The organism is Marinobacter subterrani (assembly GCF_001045555.1).
In the GTDB taxonomy this organism is placed as follows: Bacteria; Pseudomonadota; Gammaproteobacteria; order Pseudomonadales; family Oleiphilaceae; genus Marinobacter; species Marinobacter subterrani.
Genome location: NZ_LFBU01000001.1, coordinates 635,705 through 659,841, shown reverse-complemented (window position 1 = coordinate 659,841; position 24,137 = coordinate 635,705). Strand labels below are relative to the sequence as shown.

Genomic DNA, 24,137 nt, shown 5'->3' with positions numbered 1-24,137 from the left:
GGAACACGTGATGGATTACGGAGATAGTGTTCAGAAAGTGCTGCTGAGAAAAATCCGCAAGGCCGAGCAGGATCTGATCCAGCTGAAACTCGATTACTGCCGTTTTGTCTTTGGGCTGACCCACCGTGCGAAAGTGCTAGCCGGCGGCGTCACCTATGTGGTGCGGTCTGTGGATGTGGACAGCATGGCCAATACCGATGATGGTAGTTTCACACCCCCCGAAATTACCGGTACCCGGGCCGATGAGCAGGATCACGCGGAACCGGTTGCCCTGGGCACGGATTGGGTGCTCGATTCTCCAGCCAGGCCGGCCGCTAGATAAACGCGTTGGCGGTAATGGCCTCGTAGAGGCTCGACGTCGGTGGCACGTAGTGACTATGCCGCCAGAATTCCGCACCTTCCAACCCCGCCCGGAAGCACGCCAGCAAAACCGGGCTTGCCGTTAATGTGCTGATGGTCTGAAGCGCCTGGGGCTGCCGGATGCCGGCCTTGCGGCTGGCAATCTGTGCGACTACCGAGGCCAGCGCATCGGAGTGACGGGTTGGTTTTTCACTCAGTGCGCACCCGGCGCCATACAGCCAGGCTGCGGCATAGCTCCTGACCTCCTCCGGCAATGAAGGCAGCGCCAGCGCGTTCACCCTGCAGTCCCGCTCCTGCAGGCTGGCAAGGATATGCAACTGGCTGATGAGCCGGGCGCGATCCGAAAGAGGTCTGGGGGACGGCTCCTCGATAGTGTCCCGGTTAAAGGAGAGGGGCTCGCGGGTATAGCGCGGGGACGTGAAACTAACGGGCTCTGTGCGTACCAGCGCTGACATCCGGAAAGCCAGGAAAAGCAGCAGCGCCAGAAGCCCCACCTGAGAGAGAAGAATCAGTCCGTTAACCATGATCACCAGAACTCTGAATGTTGCAAAAAGTGATCGAAGTGTAACGGTATGTATCCGGACAATACCGCCAACCCGTCGCCATAACTGCGCTTGGAATTGGCTCAGGTGACGGAACTGTGACGAGGATCGCAGTGGCAGTTCCGATAATCTGCGGCTCAGCAGGTTGGCATGGTCTGCAACGCGAGTTTACGGCGAATGTAGCGGCCAAGGGCATCAATGCCTATGTTCAACAGAGCCGTGATGAGGATCAGGATCATGGCACGATCAAAACGAATGTTCTGTATGGCGCTGTCGACGTAGAAACCCAGCGTGTAGATGCCCAGGATGCCGAGAATGGCCGTCTCCCGCATGATGATTTCCCACCGGTAGAAAAGAAACGCGAGGAACGAGCGGTAAACCCTTGGAACCAGCTCCCAGGTGTAGCGGTTAACGCCGGTCGGCGCGTCCGGCCGAAGGCGGATGGTGTTGGTCTGACGGCCAATCAGGTGGCCGATAATCCCGCCGTTGTGGAGCGCCAGAGCGACCACCGCCGGCAGCATGGACGGCCCCCAGAGCTGCAGGAGAATGTAGGCCAGGACGTATTCCGGTGTTGAACGTGCAATCACCAGAAGCACATGGCCTGAGGTGCGCCGCACCGGCCCGCCAAAATGAGTCGAGATCAGCGGGAACGCCAGAAGTGTCAGAATCCCGGTTGCGACAAGGGCAATCTGGGTCAGTATCACCGTATTCCAGATGCCCGGCAGGGCCTCGTTGATCATCAGGTCGCTCAGCCAGGGCAGCAATCCCGCCAGCCCTTCGCCGTCCCGCAGCGGATCGGGCACGATATCCTTGGTGAAGAAACGTGCGACGTTACCCCAGACGATAGGGAGTCCTTCACCCAGGAAGAAAGGTGCACCAAGAACGTACAGCGGCAGCAGCTTTGGCCTGACCCAGAGTGGCATGGTCGCGATGAGCAGATAGAAGAGAATCAGCATCGCCCCGGCCTCGGAATAGAGCCCCTGGGAAAACGACGATTCGAGGTAAAAGCCAAGCGTGGGCAGGCCGACAAATCCAAGTATGGCGCTGGAACGAAGGCCGCATTCCAGGCGATAGGCGGTATATGTGCGCAGCTGAGCCCAGCAATCGGGAATCCGGCTGTAGAGAAACCTGGCGATGGTGCCCGTGCCCGGTGGCAGAAGGCGACCCGGTTCCGGGTCCACCTCATCCAGGATCTCGGAATAGACCTTGGCGAAAATTCCGGAATAGGGTATGGCAATCGCCAGAACGCCTGTCAGCGGGTGGAAGCCAAAGAACTGAAGGAAAATCAGCGCCCAGAAAAGCTCATGAATGGCCCGGATAAAGGCACAGAAAATCCGCACCGGCAGGAATCGGTAAACCAGCGAGAGCAGGAATCCGCACACACTGCCGAGCGCGACCCCCACAAAGGCAAAGGCGAGGGTTCTCAGAAGAGCCGTGGTCAATCCTGCGTTGGTAAAGAAATCCGGCGTGATGACGCCCAGGAAAAAGTTGCCAAGGTCCTGCCAGGGGTTTGAGGTTGTTATCGCAATATCGGCAAACAGCAGCGAAATCAGCGCTACGGCGATAAAAATCAGGCTGGTGCGAACCGTCGGGGAAAAAAGCATGAACTGGCCGGTTCCCTAATAGAGCGACATGATGTCTGATGCCTGCAGGCGGTCACTGGTCTCGTCCAGGGCAACCTGTCCGTCCTGGATTCCGACAATCCGGTTGCAGAATTTCAGGGCCATTTCGACATCATGCAGTGCGATCACGCTGGTGGTAAATCGCTCTTTAAGTAGCGCCATGACCACCTGGGCTGTGGGGCCATCCAGGGCAGAGATCGGCTCGTCTGCAAGCAGCAGGGGCGCCTTGCGATACAGTGCCCGGGCAATGGCAACCCGCTGGCGCTGGCCGCCGGAAAGCGACGCCGTTGGCATCCAGAGTTTCTCTGACATGCCCAACTCCACCAGTAATTCCCGTACCTCGGCACGGTCGCGGGCGAACGGTCGCATTAGCGTAACGGTGCTGTACCAGGTGGAATGCCTGTCAAGCTGTCCCATAAACACGTTATGGAACACCGGCAGGGCATTGACCAGGCCCAGATCCTGAGGCACCAGGGAGGACTCGCGATTAACGCGCTCGTGAATCAGGCGTATGAGGGTGGATTTGCCAGCACCGCTCTTGCCCACAAGGGCGACCTTTTCGCCCTGCTTAACCCTCAGGGAGAGCGGGCCGATAACCCGCTCTCCACCAAAAGAGGCCGTCAGGCCCGTTAGGTCGAAGCCTGACATCAATCGAGGATTCCGATCTCTTCTGCTGTCTGGCGAATAGGCTCGTAGTCATCGTTCGACGCCGGGATGAAACCGGAGCGTGGGAAGCTTTTCAGCAGCTCAGGATCGTCCATGTTCACCAGAGCCTCGGTAACCCGCTGCTTGAAGCCATCACCGAAACGCTCGTTGACGTCGCCGCGAATGGTCCACTGGTAGTCAGGGTAGGTAGGCGTTTTCCAGATCACCTGAACGGCGTCTGTATCCACGTTGCCGTTGGCCAGTTCAGTCTCCCAGACCTGAAAGTTCAATGCGCCCACCTGATAGGTGCCGGCTTCAACAAGTCGCAGGGTACGGGTGTGGTTTCCGCTGAAGCCCACACGGGAGAAAAACTCTTCGGGTGCTGCTTCAAAGGCCTCGCGAATGTAGAACTCCGGCATCAGTCGACCAGAGGTCGAACCCTTGGAGCCGAAGGTGAAGGTCTTGCCGCGCAGCTCGTCTTCGAGCGCAGAAAGTTGCTCCGCAGGCTCAACGCCGGTGCTGGTGTTGGCGATAAAATAGGTCCGGAACGCTTCGTCTTCCACACCCTGGGCGATGGCTTCCGAGCCTGGCACCAGGCGCCGTGCCTGGACGCCGGAAAGACCGCCAAACCACGCCAACTGAACCTGATTGTTGCGGAACGCAGAAACAGCGGCGGCATAGGATTTGACCGGAACATACCGCACGTCAACACCCAGCTCGTTGGAAAGGTAATCGGCGACACCCTGGAAGCGCTCCACCAGCTTGGTTTCATCCTGATCGGGTATGGCAGTAAACACAAAGGTTTCTGCAGAAGCCGAGCCGGCGGCGAAACAGAAAAGACTGGAAATCATCAATTTCCGTATAAGATTAAGAGCCATTGGAGTTCCTTGTTTTACCGGAGTGTTTGGATTTGATACCGAGACTGACCGAGACTGGGAGAACAGACGTTTCCCGGAGGCTCTCAGGATACCTTGATTTACGTTAACTCTGAACAGCTATACGATTCGCGCGACCGATTAGCTCACGGCCAATGGCCTTGTTGCTCAGCTAAGCAGGCTTGAACGATTGCCATGGAAATAATAATGATCACGCCTGCGGCAGCGGGCTCCAAAGCGGGTAACCGGGCAACGGCAGAGCGTTGGGCCCTGTTGCTGGAAAGTGCCGGCCATACTGTCTCTGTGGTTACCGAATACCACGGTGCACCTTGTGATGCCTTTATTGCGCTCCACGCCTGGCGCAGCGTTGGGGCGGTTCGCCGGTTCCGTCAGTGCTGGCCGGGCAAGCCTCTGATTGTTGCGCTTACCGGCACGGACATCTACCGCCACCAGCATGAGTTTCCGGATGAGACGCTGTATTCCATGGCCGAGGCGGACGTACTGATCGGGCTGCATGAGCAGGTTGCCAGGGATATACCCGGGCGGTTTGCCGCAAAGCTGGTTACGCTCTTCCAATCCGCTGACCAACCTGAGGCCGGTTCCTTACCGGATCCTGCCCGTGCGCCCACAGGTTTCCAGGTATGTGTGATCGGCCATCTCCGGGAAGAGAAAGATTCGTTACGAGCGGCGTATGCGGCGCGACTGCTGCCAGATGACTCCCGGATACAGATTCTGTGCGCCGGCAAACCCCACAACGGAACATGGCAGAGGATGGCTGAGCAGGAAATGCAGCAGAATCCCCGTTTCCGGTGGCTGGGCGAACTCGATAAGCATGAAACCCGGCACCTGATGGCCCAGAGCCAACTGATGGTCATCAGTTCGATAATGGAGGGTGGAGCCAATGTCGTGTCTGAAGCCTGCAGGGCGGGCCTGCCGGTCATTGCCTCAGACATCCCCGGGAATATCGGTTTGCTTGGCGCTGGTTATCCCGGCTATTTCCCGGTGCGGGATGAGCGCGCTCTGGCCGACCTGCTTTATCGGGCAGAACAGAGCGCTGACTTTCTGGCAAGGTTGAAGGCCGAGGTAAGCCAATTGGCCGGGCGTTTTGAACCGGAAAAAGAGCGGGCCTCCCTTGAGCAGGCGCTGGAGCTTGCCCGGCAGCGTTGCGCAATGGGGGTCTAATCCCGAAGCGAGATCGGCTCGATGGGGCCAGTGTCGCCCTGGGCTGTCACCCGGCCAATAACCGAGGTATGAACATAGCCAAGCGCCTTGAGCGCCTGCACGCACGCCTCTGCCTTGTCGGCCGTTAGGCTGGCCAGCAAGCCACCAGCTGTCTGCGGATCGAAGATCAGTGGATAGCGGGGGTGATCCACCCATTGCTCCTGATCGCGAATGCCCCGCCGCAACCGGATATTCGCCGGCTGCAGCGAACTCAGAATCCCTGCGGCGGCGGTTTCCTCGGCGCCCGGCAATACCGGAATGGCGGACAGGTTCAGCTCGGCATCCACCCCGGACGGCTTGGTCATCTCCACAAGGTGGCCAAGCAGTCCAAAACCGGTCACATCCGTGCAGGCTCTGGCGCCGAATTTCCTCAGGCACTCCGCCGCAGCCTTGTTGGACTGGATCATCGACGCCAGGGCGGAATCAATCCAGCGGCCCCTGGCGGCCAGTTTTGCATGGGCCGCGAACAGTGTTCCGGTACCAATCGGCTTGGTGAGAATCAGTACGTCACCCGCTTTGAGTCCTCCCTTGCTCATGACCTGTTCCGGGTCGATCAGGCCGTTGACGGCAAAGCCCAGTGCCAGCTCCCTGCCTTCCCCGGTGTGGCCACCCACCAGCGCGCAGCCCGCCTCATTCAGAACTTCCACAGCGCCAGACATCATCTGAAACACAACGTCTTCAACCTTCGATTCAATGCCATAGGGCACAGTGGCAACCGCCGTGGCACTCTGGGCTTCCGCGCCCATGGCAAAGATATCGCCAAGGCTGTGATTGGCGGCGACCTTGCCAAACACGTAGGGGTCGTCAATAAACGCGCGGAAAAAATCCACGGTGTGCACCACGGCCTTGCCCGGCGGCACCCGGAGCACGGCTGCATCGTCCGGCGCATGCAGGCCGATGAGGATGTCATCCCGTTCGATGGGCCTGAGTTCGCCCAGGGCCCGGGAAAGTACGGTGCTGCCGACCTTGGCGCCACATCCGCCACAGCGCATGGCAACCGCAGAAATGGCCTGGGATGCTTCCTCCGCATTCAGGGCGGCGGCGGTGTCCGGCAGTTTCGAGGTTTCCTGCATCGGTGGCAGGTCGTTGAATTTTTTCATGAACCGGCGGTCGATCCAGTCCTTCCAGTGCCACACCCAGGCACCGTCAAACTGTATTTCGCCACGGGACGCCACCGCGTACTTGTCGCCGGTGCTGATCAGCGCCAGCCACTTTTTCTGGGGGTAGAAACTTCGCGGCGCTTTGCCAGTTGCCAGGCGCTTGAGATTGCCCGCCAGGGGCGGGCCCTGACGTACCGCGAAAACCCCCGCTTTTTCACGGGGATGATCGATGACGTTGGCAATATCCCCGGCGGCGAAGATGCTGTCGTCGTTCTCGACCTGCAGGGTGTCAAGTACCCGCAGAAACAGGCCATCATCGAGGGCCAGGCCGGTTTCCTTCAGCCATTCCGGACCACTGGCCCGGGTTACCCATAGTACTTCGTCGGTGTGCAGAATCTCACCGGCCCCGGTTTCAAGAAGCCCTTGCTCAACTCTCGTGACGGGTGCGCCAAGATGGAGTTTTACGCCGCGCTCAGAGAGCTTCTTCAGGAATACCTTGCGAACCTTCGGGTTATGGGTAGGAAGAATGTCGTCTGCGGCATCGAACAGGTGAAACTGCAGTTGCCCGGGGTCCTTGCCCCGTTGTGTCAGTTCGTTCCTGAGACGGAACTGCATGGCCAGGGTCAGCTCGACGCCACCAGCACCGGCACCCACCACGGCCACAGTAAGCGGCCCCTGGTGGTTTTCAATGCGGGAGAGGAGCGCCAGCCAGCGGTTGTTGAAACCGGTAATCGGCTTTACGGGAACCGCATGATCGGACGCGCCTTGCACTTCGTTGACGCGCGGTGACGATCCAATATTGATCGACAGAATGTCGTAGGGCACATCGGGGCGGCCGGAACAGAGCACCCGTTTCCGGTCACGGTCGATGCCTGTTGCCTCGGCACGGTAGAAACGTGCCCCGGCGTATTCGGCCAGTCGGCTCAGATCGATATGGACATCGTCGTAGCTGTAATGTCCGGCGACATAGCCGGGCAACATGCCGGAATACGGGGTGTGGGTGTCACGGCAGATGAGCGTGAGGCGCACGCCGGGGACCGGATTCATGGCAAATCGTTTCAGTACCCCGACGTGGCTGTGCCCGCCGCCAATCAGGACTATGTCCCGTAAAACAGGCTGGTCAGGCGTTTGCATCAGTTCACTTTCTTGGCTTCAGCGCCCAGTTGGCTGTACCCCTTGATATTGGAGAAAGCCTTGAGTTTTTCCTGGTCGGCCGCCGAAGGGTTGGCGATCTGGTCGATGGAGGTGATCCCCGCCTCCTTCATCTTCTTGGCGGTTGCCGGGCCAATGCCCTTGATCAGGGTCAGGTCGCTCCTGTCCACGGGCTTGGCTGCCTTGGTTGCAGGTGCTTTCCTGGTGGCGGGCGTTTTCCTGGCCGCCGGCTTTTTCGCTGCCGGCGTTTTGGCGGACGGCTTGCTGGCAGCCGTTTTTGTTCCGGAGGGCGCCTTCGTGGTCTTTTTGGGCGCGGCATCCCGGGCTGCGGTTTTTGCTTCCTTGCTGACTTCATCCGTCAGCTTCTTCACTTCGTCGCCCGCTTCTTTCGAGGCGACGCCGAGGCGTTCAAGAATGCTGCTCTGCAGCTCATGGAACTCGTTCAGCCGGCGCTCAAATTCCTCATGGAAGCGCTTCATCTCGCGATCGCGCAGCTCGTCTATTTCTTTAAGGAGCTTGCGCACCGGTTCCTGAACCTGATTCTGCAGGCTGTCGAACTGCTTCAGTGCGTCGTTCACAAGGCCTTCGATCTGGGCGGATGTTTTCTCAAACTCCTTGTTGACCTTTTTTACGATCTTATCAACGTTCTGTTTGGCTTTCTTCGCCATGGAATGTCTCCTTACGGACAGGTTTCAACAAACAATCAGGATCAGGCCATTTGCCGGAAACCGGGGGAGGAGCCTGAAGAGCGACGTGATTTAAGCGACTGCTTTTTGGAAAGTACTTCCCGGATTCTACGAAGTTTCTCCGCGGAAGAAGAGCTTCCGTTTGCGTTGAGCTCCACAAAATCGATGGAGTAAAAGAAATTACTGCAATGTTTTCGGCGCTCGGTCACGAGCCCCGACAGACCTTCGGCGCGAATCTTGTCAAAGGGCATGTCCATGATCAGTTCCAGAACGACGGTATCGCCCGGGTTGAACACCTTGTCGGTTTTCATCACGCACCCGTAGCCATCCAGTTCGTAAAGGGTCGCTTCCACAAGCTCCTTTCGGAAAAGGCCGTGTCTGACTCGGAAACGGGCGACAAGATCCGGCAATGCTTCGTTCATGAATTCTGGTTCTCTGGTGATTTCCGTATCCACAGCAACCCGCCTCAAGGGGAGGCAGGCTGGATATTGATTAAACAATAGACACTCGGTTTTGCTTTTGCAACGCCATCAGTGCCATACGCCAGACCGCTAAGGCAGCTTTTCAACAAACTGCCCTGGCGGTCAGGGTCGCGCTACTTGTTTTTCAGTTCGTACATATCAACGCGGCGGTCTTTCAGGTTGGTGACGGAGCCCTCGTTACGCACCAGGGTCAGCTTTTCAAGATCCATGTCGGAGAACATGATCATCTCGGTATTCGGCGTAGTCTCTGCCATCACTGCATCGTGAGGGAAGGCAAAGTCCGAAGGTGAGAAGACCGAGGACTGGGCGTACTGGACGTCCAGGTTCTCGACTTTCGGCAGGTTGCCCACGCTGCCGGTGATGACAACATAACACTCGTTTTCGATGGCCCGGGCCTGGGCACAGTGGCGCACCCGAAGGTAACCGTTCTTGGTGTCTGTCCAGAACGGCACCAGAATAATGTCCACGTCCTGGGCGGCGGCCATGCGGCCAAGCTCGGGAAACTCGATGTCGTAGCAGATCATGATGGCAACCCGGCCGGCGTCGGTATCAAACACCTTGAACTCGCTGCCACCCTCAATGACCCAGTCACGGCGCTCGTGAGGAGTGATGTGGATCTTGCGCTGCTCGTCTACCCGGCCATCGCGGTGGCACAGGTACGAGACGTTGTACACCCGGTCATTTTCCAGCAGCGGCATGGAGCCCGTTATGATGTTTATGTTGTAACTGACTGCCATTTCAGACATTTCTTCCCGGAACTGCTGAGTAAATCCGGCCAGGAAACGGATAGCCCGGGTCTGGTCCATCTGGTCCGTCAGGCCCATCAGCGGGGCATTGAAAAACTCCGGAAACAGGGCGAAATCGCTCTTGTAGTCAGAGAGCGCATCAACGAAGTACTCAACCTGCTTCAGCACTTCCTCCACGGAGGTGAATTCCCGCATCTGCCACTGAACGGCACCGAGGCGCACCTGCGTCTTCTTGAAATTCAGAATGGATGACGGCGGGGTGTAAAGAATATTCCGCCACTCCAGCAACGTGGCGTAGCCCAGTGACTTCTCATCTTCCGGCAGATACTTGTGCATCAGCCGGGTAACCTGGAAATCGTTGGACAACTGGAAGCTCAGGATAGGGTCGTAGATTTCCTTGCGATCCACCCGCTGGATGTATTCCTCCGGCGAATACTGTTCGGCGTATTTGAAATAATTCGGGATACGGCCACCGGCAAGAATCGCCCGCAGGTTCATGGAGCGGCAAAGCTCTTTGCGGGCCTCGTAAAGCCTCCGACCCAGGCGATAGCCACGGTAATCGGGGTGAATGAACACATCAAGCCCGTACAACGAGTCCCCGGTGGCGTTATGCCAGATCTTTTCATTGCGGAGGATCAGGTCATCGTAGGTGTGGGGGTTACTGAACCGTTCGTACTTTACAAGCACGGTCAGTGCCACGGCGACCAGCTCCCCGCTTTCCTCGATACAGATCTGTCCGTCCGGGAACTGCTCTACCAGGGCCTTGATGGTATCCCTGGGCCAGGCGCCGCCGATGTCATCGTAGACCCGGTCCATCAGTTTCTGGAGCTGCTCGTAATCCTCGAGCGTCAGATTCCGGAGGTTAAGGTGCAGTTCTTCATGGGCCATGCAGTGCGGCTCCCGTTGATGAAAGAGGAAGGAGGGCTGGAACCCGCCAATAATCAGAAAGTTTATCAGAAGCTGCTAAAGACTTCGCATAACAGGCCGAAACAAGACTTAACGGATATCAAATTCCGCACGGTGTACCTTGTGCGCTCTCCGGTACACCAACTTACCCTAAATTGCAGAGGATTCGGCTGTGCAACTGACTTTCGGACAGAAGCTCCTGACGGCGTTCGCTATTTTGCTCGTTCTGGTGATGGGGGTATTTACGTTCACCAGTGATCTGCGGCTCGAGAACACCACGGAAACCTATGTGGACGCTCTCATCGAAGACGCAGTGCAACAGAGTACGTCGAGTATTGCCGGCTGGCTCAATACCCGCCTGTTGATGACTGAAGCCACGGCAACGGCGCTGCAGGGTGCCGAGAATAATGAACAGGCCCGGATGGTGTTGCAGGCCATTGCCACCGGAGGTGGATTCCAGAATGTCTACGTGGGGCAGGCAGACGGCTCCATGCTGATGCAGTCACCCGAGGCGGACGCCACTCTGCCGGCAGGCTACGATCCCCGCCAGCGCCCCTGGTATAAAAAAGCCATGAACCTGGGCAGCGCCTCATTCACCGAGCCTTATCAGGATGCCAGCACCGGCGACATGATCATCTCCACGCTGGCCCCGGTTAAACGCGGTGAATACCAGGGTGTGGCCGGCGCTGATATCGGCCTGGGCGCGATTGCCAAAACGCTGTCAACGGTTACCCTGGCCGATACCGGTTATGCCGCACTGATCAACGAGCGGGGGACGATCCTGTTCCACCCGCGCCAGGAACTGGTCGGCAAAAACATCAGTGACCTGATTGGCGGCCAGCCGGACCTGACCGGCAATGCCCAGGTTTATGAGAGTGGCGAAGTCACCTGGAATGCCAGCTTTCACCCGATCAGTGAGGCAAGGGGGGTAAACTGGTACCTGGGAACCTTTGTGAATGACGACAAAATCAGTGCTCCGGTACAGAGTGCCCGGATGACAGGCCTGGTGATCGCGGCAATCGCCCTGATTGTTTCGTTGGTGGTTCTGCGTCTGGGCATCCGGGTTTTGTTGGCGCCGGTTCGCCGGTTGAATACGGCCATGGCGGATATCGGCACTGGGGATGCTGACCTGACCCAGCGGCTGGACGCCAGCTCCAGAGATGAATTCGGCCAGTTGGCGAGCAGTTTCAATCGTTTTGCCGAGAATATCCAGACCGTGGTGCGGGATGTCCAGAAGGGCAGCGCCGATCTTGGCGACAATGTCGGCTCCCTGCGGGATACCGCCAGTGCCAGCCGTGCCAGTGTCGAGAACCAGCAGGCCGAGATCGATATGGTGGCAACGGCGATAAACGAGATGTCGGCGGCTGCCGGCGAAATTGCCCAGAATGCCCAGCAGACGGCAGATGCCGCCAATACCGCTGACAGTGACAGCCGTGCCTCACTGGAGACTGTTGCCGCCTCCCGGGATGCGGTTCAGAAGCTGTCGAAAGAAGTGACTGCCGCAGCAGAGGTCATCGACACCCTGGGCAAGGATGTAACCTCCATTACCACCGTTCTGGAGGTGATCCAGGGGATTGCCGCGCAGACCAACCTGCTGGCCCTGAATGCCGCCATCGAGGCAGCCCGCGCCGGTGAAGCAGGGCGTGGGTTTGCGGTGGTGGCGGATGAAGTCCGGAATCTGGCCCAGCGCACCCAGTCCAGCACCGAAGAGATCAACAACATGATCGAGCGGCTTCAGAAGGGGGCGAACGATGCCGTGGAGGTGATGAAGGCGTCTACGGCGGTCTCCAATGTCAGCATGGAAAAGGCTCAGGACGCCATGGAAGCCCTGAACCGGATTGCCGAGGCGATTACCTCGATCAGCCAGATGACCTCGCAGATTGCCACAGCGTCGGAAGAGCAGACCTCGGTGACCGAGGAGCTGAATTCGTCAATCACCCGTATCGCCGACCAGGGCCAGGAGGCGGCTGCCGCGGCCAGCGAGAATGATGTCTACAGTGGCCAGATTGAAAGCATTGGCAACGCCCTGAACCGGAACGTATCGCGGTTCCGGGTCTGAGCGGGGGAGCGGAAAGCGCCTCAGCGCCCCAGGAGGTCGAGGCGCCGGCGCAGGTTGCTCAGAGCCTGGCGGCCAACCGAGCGTGAATCTTCGCTGAGATAGGGGTTATCAAGTGCGATGACAACACGTCTGTCAAGATTCAGGACTTCAGCCGCCTGGCCATAGTACTCAATGAGAAACCGGCCGAAGCTGCCATCGGAAATGGACCGTTCAAGCCCCAGTTGCAGGCGGTGGGCGGTTTGTTGATCCTTGGGCCCGACAAACAGATACGACGGCATGGAGTAGGCGATCAGCAGGTTGGGTTCAATCACCAGGTTCGGGTCGTGTACGACTTTCAGATCGTAAAGCACCTCACTGACACCGCGTGCAAAGCACTCGAACCTCTTGTTGCGCAGCATTCCATAGAGGATTTCGTAACGGGAATGCGTTACCACCGGAATACCATTGGCCTCCAGCACCGGGGTATCCGGCCAGTGGGAACCCTGGCCGATACGGATGCCGCTATCCTGGAGATCTTCCAGGCTACGAATACCTTCGAACAACGGAAGTGATTCCGGCAGAACCACGCAGACCCGAAAACCCAACAGCCCGCCATCAACCGGAACAGGAATTGCGTTGAGAAACGCCTCACGTTCTGCCGACGTGGCGACATTGGCAATATCGACCAGGCGCGACTGCCCCTTCGCCAGTTCCCGGAGCACCCGGCCCTGGCTCAGCTCTTCGCTTCGCACCAGTTTAAACCCGCCGTACTCCGGCGTTTTGGTCAGGGCCAGCTCGACCAGCGCATGAATCGCAGGGCTGTCGTAGTTCCGGTACCAGAGAATGTAACTGCGGCCAGCGCCGGGAGCCGGCTCCGCCGAGGCCGGCATTATCAGCAGGCACAGGAGCAGGGTGGCCACATGGAGGATTTGTCGCCGCAATCCCTGGCAGGCGTTAAAGGCGGGCAGATGACGTTCCAAACTGGAAATCCTTTCGTAGTCCTGGGAAAGCCGGCCCGGGGCGATGTGATGACGCTCACGGACACACCTCAATGTAGGACAGAAACCCGGGAATAGACCGGACTATCGTCAAAAAAATTGTAAAAGATTCTTGCGATCAGCGAGAGGCGTTGCAATTATCCGTGTCGTTTGAACAGGGAAAAACACTTATGACGCTTATCGACAACCTTATCGGCGCCACCGGCAAATGGGTGGCCAGTACCGACCCGAAAGCGACCCTGGGCAGCCCAATGGCCTGGCTCAGGAAAACCGGTGGGTACGCGGCGGTTAACCGGATCATCGGGCTTTCCATACCCTTTGCGCCCCGGAATGGTTTCAGCGTGGAGGAAGTGCGGCCAGGGTATGTGCGGGCCAGAATTCGCCTGAAGGGCAACAAGAATCACTTTGGCAGTCTCTATGCGGGCGCCTATTTTCTGGTTGCCGAGATTCCCGGTGGTGTGCTCACATTGTTCGATCTGGGGCCGGCCTATACGCCGATTCTCAAGGAAATGACCCTGCAGTTCCTGCAGCCGGCCAATTCCGATGTGACGGTGGAGTTTTCACTGTCGCCCGAGACAGTTGCGGCCATTCTTGCCGATGCCGATGAAACCGGCCGGGCGAAATTCACTCTGGAAGGCAAACTGACGGACCAGGACGGTAATCACGTTGCCACCTCCATCGCACATTACCGGGTGAGAAAGAAAGGCTTCAAGGCAGACGACTGAGCCTCAGGCCTGGTCCAGTCCTGCAAGGGTTGCCAGGAAAATCTCGCCGTACTTCTCCAGTTTGGCGGCACCCACGCCGCTGACGTCGCCCAGTTCCTCCAGGGTCCTCGGCTTGCGCTCGAGCATGTCGAACAGGGTGGTGTCGTGGAAGATCACGTAGGGAGGCACACCCTGCTTGTCGGCCAAAGCCTTGCGGCAGGCGCGCAGGGCCTCCCAGCCGGCCTGGTCGGTAATCTGGTCTTTCACGGGGGTGCCTGAGCGGCCGCCCGAGGAGCGGGTGGCCTGCTTTTTCACCACCGGATCCTTGCGCAGCTCAATCGTCTGCTCGCCTTTCAGTAATGGCCGGCACTGTTCGGTCAGTTGCAGGGCGCCGTACCCGTCCGGATCCGCGCGGAGGTAACCGTTGGCGACCAGTTGCCGGAACACCGATTTCCATTCGTTGGCGCTGAGTTCGGTTCCGATGCCATAGGTTGAAACCTGATGGTGCCCGGACTGCAGAATACGTTCGTTTTCCGAGCCTCTCAGCACATCAATCAGGTAGGTCACGCCAAAGCGCTGGCCGGTGCGGAACACGCAGGAAAGGGCCTTCTGGACGGCGACGGTGCCATCCCAGGTTTCCGGGGGTGTCAGGCAGGTATCGCAGTTGCCGCAAGGTTCATCCAGCTCGTCACCGAAGTACCGCAGCAGCACCTGGCGCCGGCAACTGGTGACCTCGCAAAGCCCCAGCATGGCATCCAGCTTCTGCCGTTCAACCCGTTTGAAGTGGTCGTTGCCCTGGGAGCCTTCAAGCATCTGGCGCAGCTTGATCACGTCCTCCAGGCCATACACCATCCAGGCGGTGGACGGTTTGCCGTCCCGCCCGGCGCGCCCGGTTTCCTGGTAATAGGCCTCAAGGCTTTTGGGCAGATCCAGATGGGCAACAAAGCGCACGTCGGGTTTGTCGATGCCCATGCCAAAGGCAATCGTGGCGACGATAATCACTCCGTCTTCGCGCAGGAAACGCTCCTGGTGATGCGCCCGTTGTTCCGAGGACAGCCCGGCGTGGTAGGGCAGCGCGGTATACCCCTTCTGGGCCAGAGTCCGGGCGGTGGCATCCACCTTGTTGCGCGAAAGGCAGTAGACGATACCGCAGTCACCTTCGTGTTCCGCTTTAATAAAGCTCAGCAACTGGCTGTTTGCATTAGTCTTTGGCGCAATACGATATTGAATGTTCGGGCGATCAAACCCGCTGACGAAGTGTCTGGCGGTGGTCAGTGACAACCGCTCTGCGATTTCCTTCCGGGTACGCTCATCGGCGGTGGCGGTCAGGGCAATTCGCGGTATGCCCGGGAATGCCTCGGCCAGCATGCTCAGTTGCAAATAATCCGACCGGAAGTCGTGGCCCCACTGGGAAACGCAATGGGCTTCGTCTATGGCAAACAGAGAGATGGAGGCGTTGTGCAGCAACTCGATCGTCCGTGGCTGGATGAGCCGCTCCGGGGCGCAATACAGCAGATCCAGCTCGCCGGTCATCAGCGCATACTCGGTGGCGCGGGCCTGCTCGAAGTCCATGGTGGAATTCAGGAACGCGGCTTTTACCCCCAGTTCTTTGAGCGCAGCCACCTGATCCTGCATCAGGGCAATCAGCGGAGAAATGACGATTGCGGTTCCCGGCCTTACAAGGGCCGGCACCTGGTAACACAGGGATTTACCGCCCCCGGTGGGCATCAGGACGAGGGCGTCACGGCCCTCCGAAACTTCCCGGATAATGTCACCCTGCAACGGCCGGAAGGTTTCGTAGCCAAAGACTTCGTGCAGAACCTGCTCCGGACTTGTGCCGGACGTGGTGGGGCGTTCGGTGGAAAGCTGTTCGAAGTCCTGATCAAGATGCATAGGTTAACCGTTTGATTGGCCAGAAGCCGGCGTTTTGATGCGGATGAAATGCCCTGTCCGGAGCGGTGGCAAATGATACCAGATTAACCCTGGCGATTGGCCAGCAAACCCGGCCGATGCCGGATGGAGGCAAACGAGTGGAAGAAACGCTACAATACCGCGTTTTTGAACCACCGGCTCACGCCAGACCGTGACAGACACTGATAATAACAGGGCTTCCATGCAGGAATTTGATGCCATCCGTCCCTATTCGGACGAAGAAACCGGCGCTGCTATTCACCGCCTGGTCAACGATCAGGAATTTCTGGATATGGTCGGTCGCTTCAAGTCGCCGACACTGGCCCGCTGGGTACCGGCCATGTTGCGGGTTTTTGTCCGGCGCTGGCTGCTCGGTCATTTCGGCAACTTCAGTCGGATTGATGACCTGCAGGCAGGGCTTTCCGGGTACGTCGGCGATCTTGTCGACAATACCACTACCCGGGTCACCACCAGTGGTCTGGAAAACCTCAGCAAGCAGAGCGCCCATCTGTTTATCTCCAACCACCGCGATATCGTGTTTGATCCGATGGTGGTGAACTACCTGCTATTCCAGAACGGGTTCCATACCACCCGGATCGCCATTGGCGACAATCTGCTCGCCAACCGCGTATTTGCCGAAATGATGCGTCTGAACAAGAGCTTCGTGGTTCGGCGGAACATGACCAGCCCCCGGGAAATGCGGGACGCCTACATAACGCTGTCCGGCTTTATCAATCACAGCATTGATACCAACCACAGCATCTGGATCGCCCAGCGCGAGGGGCGCGCCAAGGACGGTCTTGATTTCACCGATCCGGCGATCATCAAGATGTTCTACATGAGCTGCAAAAAAAGTGGGCTCAATTTTGCCGAGGCCATGAACCGGCTGCACATCGTGCCTGTTTCAATCGCCTACGAGTATGACCCCTGTGACGCCGACAAGGCCCGGGAACTTGAAACCCGGGCCCGCACTGGCGAGTACATCAAGCGGGAAGGCGAGGATACCGACCAGATCATGAAGGGCCTGACCGGCTTCAAGGGCCACGTACATGTGCACTTTGGCGCTCCTATCCAGGATTCACCGGGCAACGCGAAGGATCTGGCGGCGCAGATCGATCGGGAGATGCATGCCAACTATCACCTGCATGCGTCAAACCTGGTGGCGTACCAGCAGCGGGGCATCCATCCCGACGCCCACGCCTCCCAGGAGACTGTCAGCGATGCCGTGGTAACCGCCGAAACCTGGTCGCCGGCGGAGATGGCTGCCGCAGAAGCGGAAATGGAGCGTCGGCTCGATGCCTGTGACCCGGCTATCCGGCCCTATCTGCTGGACATGTATGCCAATCCGGTAGTGACAGCCCTTGAAGCGAACGCGGAAAAGACCGAGGGTTCCAGGTAAACCGGCCTTCTATTTTTTGATGACAAGAGGTAGCCCAGTGCAGGATCTTCAGTATATTGAACTCGAAACCGGAGAAAACCCGAGGGCGGCCGTTATCTGGCTCCACGGCCTGGGGGCCAGTGGCCATGATTTCGAACCGGTTGTGCCGGAACTTGGCCTGCCGGACGATGCCGCGGTTCGGTTTATCTTTCCCCATGCGCCCAATCTGCCGGTCACCATCAATGGCGGGATGACCATGCCGGCCTGGTACGACATCAGGGCGATGGACATCGACCGGGTGGTGGATACCGAGCAGTTGATGGCCTCGGCCAGGGCTGTCGGCAAACTGGTGGACCGGGAAATCGAAAAGGGCATTCCCGCCAGCCGGATTATCATCGCCGGCTTCTCCCAGGGTGGGGCGGTTGCCTATGAGCTGGGCCTCAGCTACCCGGAACGCCTGGGTGGCCTTCTCGCGTTATCGACCTATTTCGCCACGGCGGAGTCCATTCAGCGCTCGGAAGCCAGTGCTGGCATTCCGATCAGTGTTTACCACGGCACGTTTGATCCGGTAGTGCCGGAATCTCTGGGTGTGCGCAGCGTAGAAACCCTCAAGAGTATGGGTTATGACCCCTCGTACCAGACCTTCCCCATGGAGCACAGCGTGTGCCTTGAAGAGGTGCTGGATATTGGCCGCTTTATCCGCCGCCACGTGCTTTGAAGGTCGCCCTGCCGGCGCTCAGACCCACAGCATGGCACCCATTTCGAGCGGGTGGGTTAATGCCTCATGGTACGGATACATCCGTAGCCTGAGGGTCTGCAGCCCGGGGTAGGGCGGTTGGACCCGGGTGGCAAATACCGTTCTGCCATCCGTTTCACTTTCTTTTTCCAGAAAGAAACTGCCTGGCCCGGGGCTCTTGTGGGTTCCGGTACACTCCGGGGTAACCAGGCACTCCACCCGCACATCGTCGGCGCTCAGACCATTGAGCAGCGCCTCGACCCGAAGCTCTACGGTGCCGTCATGGGGGCAGCGGCATTCCACACAGCCGACCACCTGCAATTGAACACCTGGCCAGGCTGCCCGAACCCGGGCTTTCCAGTCTGCCAATACAGACGCCATTTCGCCGCCATCCGCCATCAGCCGGGCGCCCTGGCTTGATGCTGGCTGGTAATAGTGGGTGACGTAATCCATCACCATACGCTGGCTGTTGAACCGCGGCGTTATGGTTTTCATGGAGGCCTTGGAGCGCTCCACCCAGCCTTGCGAGAAGCCCTGGGAGGCCCGTTCGTAATACAGCGGAACCACCTCGAACTCCAGCAGGTCCAGCAGATCGCGGGCTTCCTCCTCATTGCGGAATTCGGGGTCCAGCCCGGTATCCCGGGGCGGAATTGCCCAGCCATTGGTGCCGTCGTAGCCCTCTCCCCACCAGCCATCAAGCACACTGAGGTTCAATGCGCCGTTGAGTGCCGCCTTTTCGCCGGACGTTCCGCTGGCTTCCTTGGGGTATTCCGGGGTATTCAGCCAGACATCAACACCGCTCAGCAGGCGACGGGCCATGGCCTGGTCGTAATCCTCAAGCAGAATCAGGTGCCCCATCAGGGCTGGATGCATGGAAAGATCATGGATCACCTTGATCAACTGCTGGCCGGGTCTGTCCTTCGGGTGGGCTTTGCCGGCAAAAACCAACACCACCGGCCGGTCAGAGTTGGTAAGAATACCTTCCAGCCGCTCCAGATCGGAAAAAATCAGCGTGGCCCGTTTGTAGGTGGCAAAGCGGCGGGCAAAGCCGATCACCAGGGTGTCTTTTTCCGGGGAGACCAACTGCCGGGTCATCCTGTCGGTCACCGAGTGCCCGGTACCGTTGCGTTTGTGCTGGCGCCTGAGTCGGCGAACAATGTATTCGCCCATCTGCTCCTTGAGCGCCTTGTGCACACTCCAGTAATGATAATCCGGAATCCGGTCGATGAATTCCCAGAAATCCGGATTTCTCAGCTCACTTTTCCAGGTAGGGGCCTGAATATCGAACAGGCTCGACCATTCCGGCGCAAGGAAGGTGGGAACATGGACACCATTGGTGATGTAACCGACCGGATTCTCCTCCGCCGGAACCTGCGGCCAGATATCGCCTTCCATGTGGGAGGCCACACCGCCGTGAATGCGGCTGACCCCATTATGAAAGCGCGAGCCCCGCAGACCGAGGCTGGTCATGTTGAAGGTGTCACCGCCATCTTTGGCACCGAGGGCAAACACCGCTTCGAAGTCCAGCCCGGACTCTTCCAGGTAATTGCCAAGGGCATGCTGGACAAGATCCCGGGGGAAGATGTCGTGGCCCGCCGCAACGGGCGTGTGGGTGGTAAACAGGGTGGCCCCGGCCACCGCTTCAAGCGAGGCCTCGAAGCTCAGCCCGGCGGCCATGGTGCGCCGGCAGCGCTCCAGAATCTGGAACGCGGCATGGCCCTCGTTGATGTGCCACGCCGTTGGTGTCAGGCCCAAGGCCTCCAGAACCCGGGTGCCGCCAATGCCCAAAAGCATCTCCTGGCTGATACGGGTGGACTCGTCGCCGCCGTATAGTTGCAGGGTGAGGTTCTGGTCTTCCGGGCTGTTTTCCTCGGTGTGGCTGTCCAGCAGATACAAACGGATATGCCCGACCCGTGCTTCCCAGACCCTTGCCACCACCGCCCGGCCTGGGAAGGGCACCGACACCTTGAGCAATTCGCCGTCTTTCTCCACCGGGGTTATCGGTAGCTCATCGCTGGAGTGGGACTTGTACCGGGCGATCTGCTGGCCCAGGGCATCGATACTCTGGATGAAGTACCCCTGCTGGTAAAGCAGGCCAACCGCGACGAAAGGCAGGGCCAGGTCGCTGGCTGCCTTGCAGTGATCTCCCGCCAGAATGCCCAGCCCTCCCGAGTAAATCGGAAAGCTCTCGTGGAAGCCGAACTCGGCACAGAAATAGGCCACCAGAGTGTTTTCCGGGTCCAGAAGCTCGGTGACCTCCGGGCCCGGGCCTACTTCCAGATAGGTGTCGTAGCTGCTCAATACCCGGCGGTATTCGGCCAGGAAGGCCCGGTCCTCGGCCGCTTCGTCGAGCCGATCCTGGGCAACGCGCCGGAGAAACAGCTTGGGATTATGCTCGACTTTCTGCCATAGGCGCAGGTCTATCCGGGCAAACAGGCTGCGAACCCCGTGATCCCAGCTGTAAAACAAATCATGGGCCAGCTCGTCAAGACGCTCCAGAGCCTCGGGAATAAAGGGGTGGGCCTCAAGTCGGAATTCGGTTGCGTTATGCATGTCGGTTGCCCCCAGGCGGGTACGCGCTCGCCCTAATCCTGCAGTTGATAGTGACGTTCTTTGAGAATGCTCTGGTACAGATCGCCATAGTCACGGGCTCGCTGATTCCAGGAATAGTCGATCGCCATGCCGTTGCTCTGTAACCGGCGCCACTGTTTGCGCTTGCCGAGCCCCTTGAGCGCCCGGTCTATCGCCGCCAGCAGCGCTGGTGCATTCGGTTCGCCGAAGCGGAAGCCGTTGGCCCTGTCAACTCCGACCTCCAGCGGATCATTCACCGTGTCTGACAGGCCGCCAACCCCGTGCACCACCGGCAGGGTGCCATAACGCAGGCTATACATCTGGTTAAGGCCGCAAGGCTCGAAACGGGAAGGCATCAGGAACAGGTCGCAACCGGCGGTGATGCGGTGGGACAGCCCCTCGTTATAACCAAGAGTCAATGACATTTTCCCGGGCCATTGTCGCGCCAGCAATTTCAGCGGCTCCTCAAAGCGGGCCTCGCCAGAGCCCAGGATCACGAACTGGCAACCCCGCTGGAGCAGTTCCGGCATCACGGTAATAAGCCAGTCCACGCCTTTCTGTTCCACCAGCCGGCCGATAAAGCCAAGCAACGGGTCGCCGTTGACCTCAAGGCCAAGCTCCTGCTGCAACCGGGCTTTGCATTGGGCCTTGTTCTTCAGGTGATCGCGCCCGTAATGGAACGCCAGCTCCGGGTCCGTTTCGGGGTTCCAGACCCGGGAATCAATGCCGTTGAGGATTCCGGTGAGCACCGACTGGCGGTAGCGCAGCAGGCCATCGAGACCACAGCCGAATTCCGGGCTCTGGATCTCCCGGGCGTAACCGGGGCTGACGGTCGTGATGCGATCACTGAACACCAGCCCGCCCTTGATGAAGGATAGCTGGCCGTAGAATTCCAACTGTTCCAGTCGCCAGAGCGAATCCGGCAAGCCCAGGGCCCGGAAGGTTTCGTGGGAGAAAACGCCCTGATAGGCAAGATTGTGGATGGTGAAAACGGTGCCCGGCCGATCCTGATAAGGTTCCAGGAAGACCGGAAGAAGGCCGGTCTGCCAGTCATTGCAGTGAACCAGGTCCGGCTGCCAGGTGATCCCGGCTTCGCCGGTGGCCATCATCGCGCCGACCCTGGCAAACAGTTCGAACCGATGGGCGTTATCCCACCAGTCCTGACCTTCCTCGTTCTTGTAGGGGTTTCCGGGCCGGTCGAACAGCGGGGGGCAGTCCACTAGCCAGAGCGTCACCGCCGTACCCGGGAGTCGTGTCTGCCAGAGGCTGACGCTGTATTGCCCGACCTGGAACCGGGACTTTCTCCGGGAGCCGGCTTTTCTGGCGGCCTTCAGCGCATCCGGGTAACCCGGCAGCAGAATCTGGACATCGTATTCCAGCCGGCAAAGGGCTTCCGGAAGGCTGGCGGATACATCGGCAAGGCCGCCGGTTTTCACCAGCGGATACACTTCGCTGGTGGCGAACAGAACCCGGATCATAGCGCCGGCCTCAGGATGATTGCGCCCAGCGGCGGCAGCGTCAGTTCCAGCGACCAGTTGCGGTTCATCCAGGCCTGCCCGTCTGCGGCTATGGGGTAGGGATTGCCGAGATTACTGCCGCCATAATAGTCCGAGTCCGAGTTGAAAATTTCCCGCCAGGTGCCGCCTTCAGGCAGGCCGATGCGGTAGTGGTGCCGGGGTACCGGGGTGAAATTGACCACAATTACCGAGGTTTCGCCCCCGGCGGTGCGCACGAAACTGATCACCGACTGGGACGAGTCGTGACAGTCAATCCATTCAAACCCCTCGGGCCGGAAACTCGCACCATGCAGGGAGACTTCCCGGCGGTAGAGGCCGTTGAGGTCCTGTACCAGGCGCTTGAGACCCTGATGCTCAGGAAGGGCCAGCAGCGACCAGTCCAGTTCCCGTGATTCACTCCACTCCCGGCGCTGGCCGAACTCGCCACCCATGAACAGCAGCTTGGCACCGGGATAGCCGTACATGTAGGTGAGCAGCAATCTGAGCGAGGCCCGCTGCTGCCATTCGTCTCCGGCCATCTTGTTGATCAGGCTGCCCTTGCCGTGCACCACTTCATCGTGAGACAGGGGTAACAGAAAATTCTCGGTAAACGCGTAGATCAGGCCGAAGGTCAGCTTTTCATGGTGATAGGGCCGGTACACGGGGTCTTGCCGGAGATAGTCCAGGGTGTCGTGCATCCAGCCCATGTTCCACTTGAGGTTGAAGCCGAGGCCACCAATTTCCGGCGGGCGGGTAACCCGGGGCCAGGAGGTTGATTCCTCGGCGCACACCAGCGTTCCCGGGAAACGGCTCTGGCACACGCGGTTCAGTTCCCTGAGAAAATCGATGGCTTCCAGGTTCTCATGGCCGCCATGAACATTGGGCAACCACTCGCCTGCCTTGCGGGAATAATTCAGATACAGCATCGAGGCGACGGCATCCACGCGCAAACCGTCAATGTGGAAGGCATCGAGCCAGAACAGGGCGCTGCCGATCAGGAAATTGCGGACTTCGTGCCGGCCATAGTTGTAGATCAGGGTGCCCCAGTCCTGGTGTTGTCCCTTGCGGGGGTCTTCATGTTCGTACAGGGCACTGCCATCAAAACGGGCGAGGGCATGTTCATCGGTTGGAAAGTGCCCCGGAACCCAGTCCAGAATCACACCAATGTTGTGCTGGTGACACTGGTCTACCAGAAAGCGCAGATCGTCCGGTGAGCCGAAGCGGCTGGTTGGCGCATAGTAGCCGGTGGTCTGGTAGCCCCAGGACTCATCCAGCGGGTGCTCGGTGACCGGCAATAACTCGATATGGGTGAAGCCCAGCTCAAGCACATAGGGAATCAACTGCTCGGCAAGTTCCCGATAGGTGAGCCAACGCCCTGAGCCATGGTGGCGCCAGGACGCGGCGTGCACCTCGTAGATGGAAATGGGGGCGTTCTGCCAGTTCCAGCGTCCGCGTCGGGCGATCCAGTCGCCATCGCTCCAGCCATAGTGGCCGCGCTCCGTGACTATGGCGGCGGTGGCGGGCCTTAACTCAAAGGCCTGGCCATAGGGGTCGGTTTTCAGAAGCTGGCGGCCCTTGTCCGTGGTGATGGAAAACTTGTAGAGGGTGCCGGTGCCGATGCCCGGCACGAAGCACGACCACACGCCCATGCCTTCGTGCAGCGCCATGCTGTGGCTGCCGGCGTTCCACTGATTGAATTCACCGACCACGCTCACTGCTTTCGCGTGGGGCGCCCAGACCGCAAACCGAACACCCTCGACTCTCCGGTTTCGGCAGACGTGAGCGCCCAATACATTATAAATGTGCCAATGCCTGCCTTCGGCAAAGAGGTGGAGGTCGAACTCGCTGAGCGTTGGACTGTCCATAGACCGTGCAATTCCTGACCAGGTGTAGCTTCCATTGGGCGTCACTGCATTGGACGCCAAGAGGCCTGGGTAAAAAATGACCCGAAACAAGTTTACGTCATAA

Annotated in this window: 19 protein-coding genes; 6 read left to right on the top strand and 13 right to left on the bottom strand. The window is 59.1% G+C overall.

Annotated elements, in window-relative coordinates:
- Positions 1-10: 10 nt before the first annotated feature.
- Positions 11-322, top strand: a complete 312-nt coding sequence (locus msub_RS03050) for a hypothetical protein (RefSeq protein ID WP_048494643.1) — start codon at positions 11-13, stop codon at positions 320-322.
- On the opposite strand, the gene msub_RS03045 is transcribed toward msub_RS03050, so the two are convergent.
- From msub_RS03045 to msub_RS03030, 4 genes are all read right to left on the bottom strand, one after another.
- A complete protein-coding gene (locus msub_RS03045) occupies positions 315-884 on the bottom strand; it encodes a hypothetical protein (protein WP_197083860.1) in 570 nt (189 codons plus the stop codon). The genes msub_RS03050 and msub_RS03045 overlap by 8 nt on opposite strands.
- A 155-nt stretch (positions 885-1,039) precedes the next feature.
- Positions 1,040-2,506 carry a PhnE/PtxC family ABC transporter permease gene (locus tag msub_RS03040; RefSeq protein ID WP_048494642.1) on the bottom strand — a complete coding sequence of 489 codons (1,467 nt, stop codon included), beginning with the start codon at positions 2,504-2,506 and terminating at the stop codon, positions 1,040-1,042.
- Between the two features lie 15 nt (positions 2,507-2,521).
- A complete protein-coding gene (locus tag msub_RS03035; RefSeq protein WP_048494641.1) occupies positions 2,522-3,172 on the bottom strand; it encodes a phosphonate ABC transporter ATP-binding protein in 651 nt (216 codons plus the stop codon).
- The gene (locus msub_RS03030; protein ID WP_197083782.1) at positions 3,172-4,047 is read right to left on the bottom strand and encodes a putative selenate ABC transporter substrate-binding protein; all 876 of its coding nucleotides are present in this window, start codon (positions 4,045-4,047) and stop codon (positions 3,172-3,174) included. The genes msub_RS03035 and msub_RS03030 overlap by 1 nt, the downstream gene beginning before the upstream one ends.
- A gap of 204 nt (positions 4,048-4,251) precedes the next feature.
- On the opposite strand from msub_RS03030, the gene senB reads away from it, so the two are divergent.
- Complete coding sequence (gene senB, locus msub_RS03025; RefSeq protein ID WP_264750599.1) at positions 4,252-5,226, top strand: selenoneine biosynthesis selenosugar synthase SenB; 975 nt, start codon at positions 4,252-4,254, stop codon at positions 5,224-5,226.
- Here senB and selD read toward each other — a convergent pair.
- The 4 genes from selD to msub_RS03005 form a co-directional block, all read right to left on the bottom strand.
- Positions 5,223-7,499, bottom strand: coding sequence for a selenide, water dikinase SelD (gene selD / locus msub_RS03020; protein WP_048494638.1), 2,277 nt, complete (start codon positions 7,497-7,499; stop codon positions 5,223-5,225). The two genes, senB and selD, sit on opposite strands and share 4 nt — an antisense overlap.
- On the bottom strand, positions 7,499-8,185 hold the full coding sequence (locus msub_RS22335) for a helix-hairpin-helix domain-containing protein (protein ID WP_048494637.1): 687 nt from the start codon (positions 8,183-8,185) through the stop codon (positions 7,499-7,501). Before msub_RS22335 ends, selD begins: the two co-directional genes overlap by 1 nt.
- 41 nt (positions 8,186-8,226) lie before the next feature.
- Positions 8,227-8,625 carry a hypothetical protein gene (locus tag msub_RS03010; protein ID WP_048496953.1) on the bottom strand — a complete coding sequence of 133 codons (399 nt, stop codon included), beginning with the start codon at positions 8,623-8,625 and terminating at the stop codon, positions 8,227-8,229.
- 173 nt (positions 8,626-8,798) lie between these two features.
- The gene (locus msub_RS03005) at positions 8,799-10,319 is read right to left on the bottom strand and encodes a bifunctional GNAT family N-acetyltransferase/carbon-nitrogen hydrolase family protein (protein WP_048494636.1); all 1,521 of its coding nucleotides are present in this window, start codon (positions 10,317-10,319) and stop codon (positions 8,799-8,801) included.
- A gap of 190 nt (positions 10,320-10,509) precedes the next feature.
- Here msub_RS03005 and msub_RS03000 point away from each other — a divergent pair, with 190 nt between their 5' ends.
- Positions 10,510-12,396, top strand: coding sequence for a methyl-accepting chemotaxis protein (locus msub_RS03000; RefSeq protein ID WP_048494635.1), 1,887 nt, complete (start codon positions 10,510-10,512; stop codon positions 12,394-12,396).
- Between the two features lie 20 nt (positions 12,397-12,416).
- Here the strand turns inward: msub_RS03000 and msub_RS02995 are convergent, their stop codons facing one another.
- Positions 12,417-13,355, bottom strand: coding sequence for an ABC transporter substrate-binding protein (locus msub_RS02995; protein ID WP_082146395.1), 939 nt, complete (start codon positions 13,353-13,355; stop codon positions 12,417-12,419).
- 188 nt (positions 13,356-13,543) lie between these two features.
- On the opposite strand from msub_RS02995, the gene msub_RS02990 reads away from it, so the two are divergent.
- The gene (locus tag msub_RS02990) at positions 13,544-14,098 is read left to right on the top strand and encodes a PaaI family thioesterase (protein ID WP_048494634.1); all 555 of its coding nucleotides are present in this window, start codon (positions 13,544-13,546) and stop codon (positions 14,096-14,098) included.
- 3 nt (positions 14,099-14,101) lie between these two features.
- Here the strand turns inward: msub_RS02990 and recQ are convergent, their stop codons facing one another.
- Positions 14,102-15,970 (bottom strand): DNA helicase RecQ, encoded by a 1,869-nt coding sequence (gene recQ / locus msub_RS02985; protein ID WP_048494633.1) that lies wholly within the window; start codon positions 15,968-15,970, stop codon positions 14,102-14,104.
- A gap of 220 nt (positions 15,971-16,190) precedes the next feature.
- Between recQ and msub_RS02980 the strand changes: the two genes are divergently transcribed.
- A complete protein-coding gene (locus msub_RS02980; RefSeq protein ID WP_048494632.1) occupies positions 16,191-17,387 on the top strand; it encodes a 1-acyl-sn-glycerol-3-phosphate acyltransferase in 1,197 nt (398 codons plus the stop codon).
- 37 nt (positions 17,388-17,424) lie between these two features.
- A complete protein-coding gene (locus msub_RS02975; RefSeq protein WP_048494631.1) occupies positions 17,425-18,084 on the top strand; it encodes an alpha/beta hydrolase in 660 nt (219 codons plus the stop codon).
- An 18-nt stretch (positions 18,085-18,102) separates the two neighbouring features.
- Here the strand turns inward: msub_RS02975 and glgP are convergent, their stop codons facing one another.
- From glgP to glgB, 3 genes are read right to left on the bottom strand one after another with little or no spacing between them, the layout of a single operon-like run.
- Positions 18,103-20,655, bottom strand: coding sequence for an alpha-glucan family phosphorylase (gene glgP / locus msub_RS02970; RefSeq protein ID WP_048494630.1), 2,553 nt, complete (start codon positions 20,653-20,655; stop codon positions 18,103-18,105).
- A 32-nt stretch (positions 20,656-20,687) separates the two neighbouring features.
- On the bottom strand, positions 20,688-22,151 hold the full coding sequence (gene glgA, locus msub_RS02965; RefSeq protein WP_048494629.1) for a glycogen synthase GlgA: 1,464 nt from the start codon (positions 22,149-22,151) through the stop codon (positions 20,688-20,690).
- The gene (gene glgB, locus msub_RS02960) at positions 22,148-24,034 is read right to left on the bottom strand and encodes a 1,4-alpha-glucan branching protein GlgB (RefSeq protein WP_048494628.1); all 1,887 of its coding nucleotides are present in this window, start codon (positions 24,032-24,034) and stop codon (positions 22,148-22,150) included. Before glgB ends, glgA begins: the two co-directional genes overlap by 4 nt.
- Between the last annotated feature and the right edge of the window lie 103 nt (positions 24,035-24,137).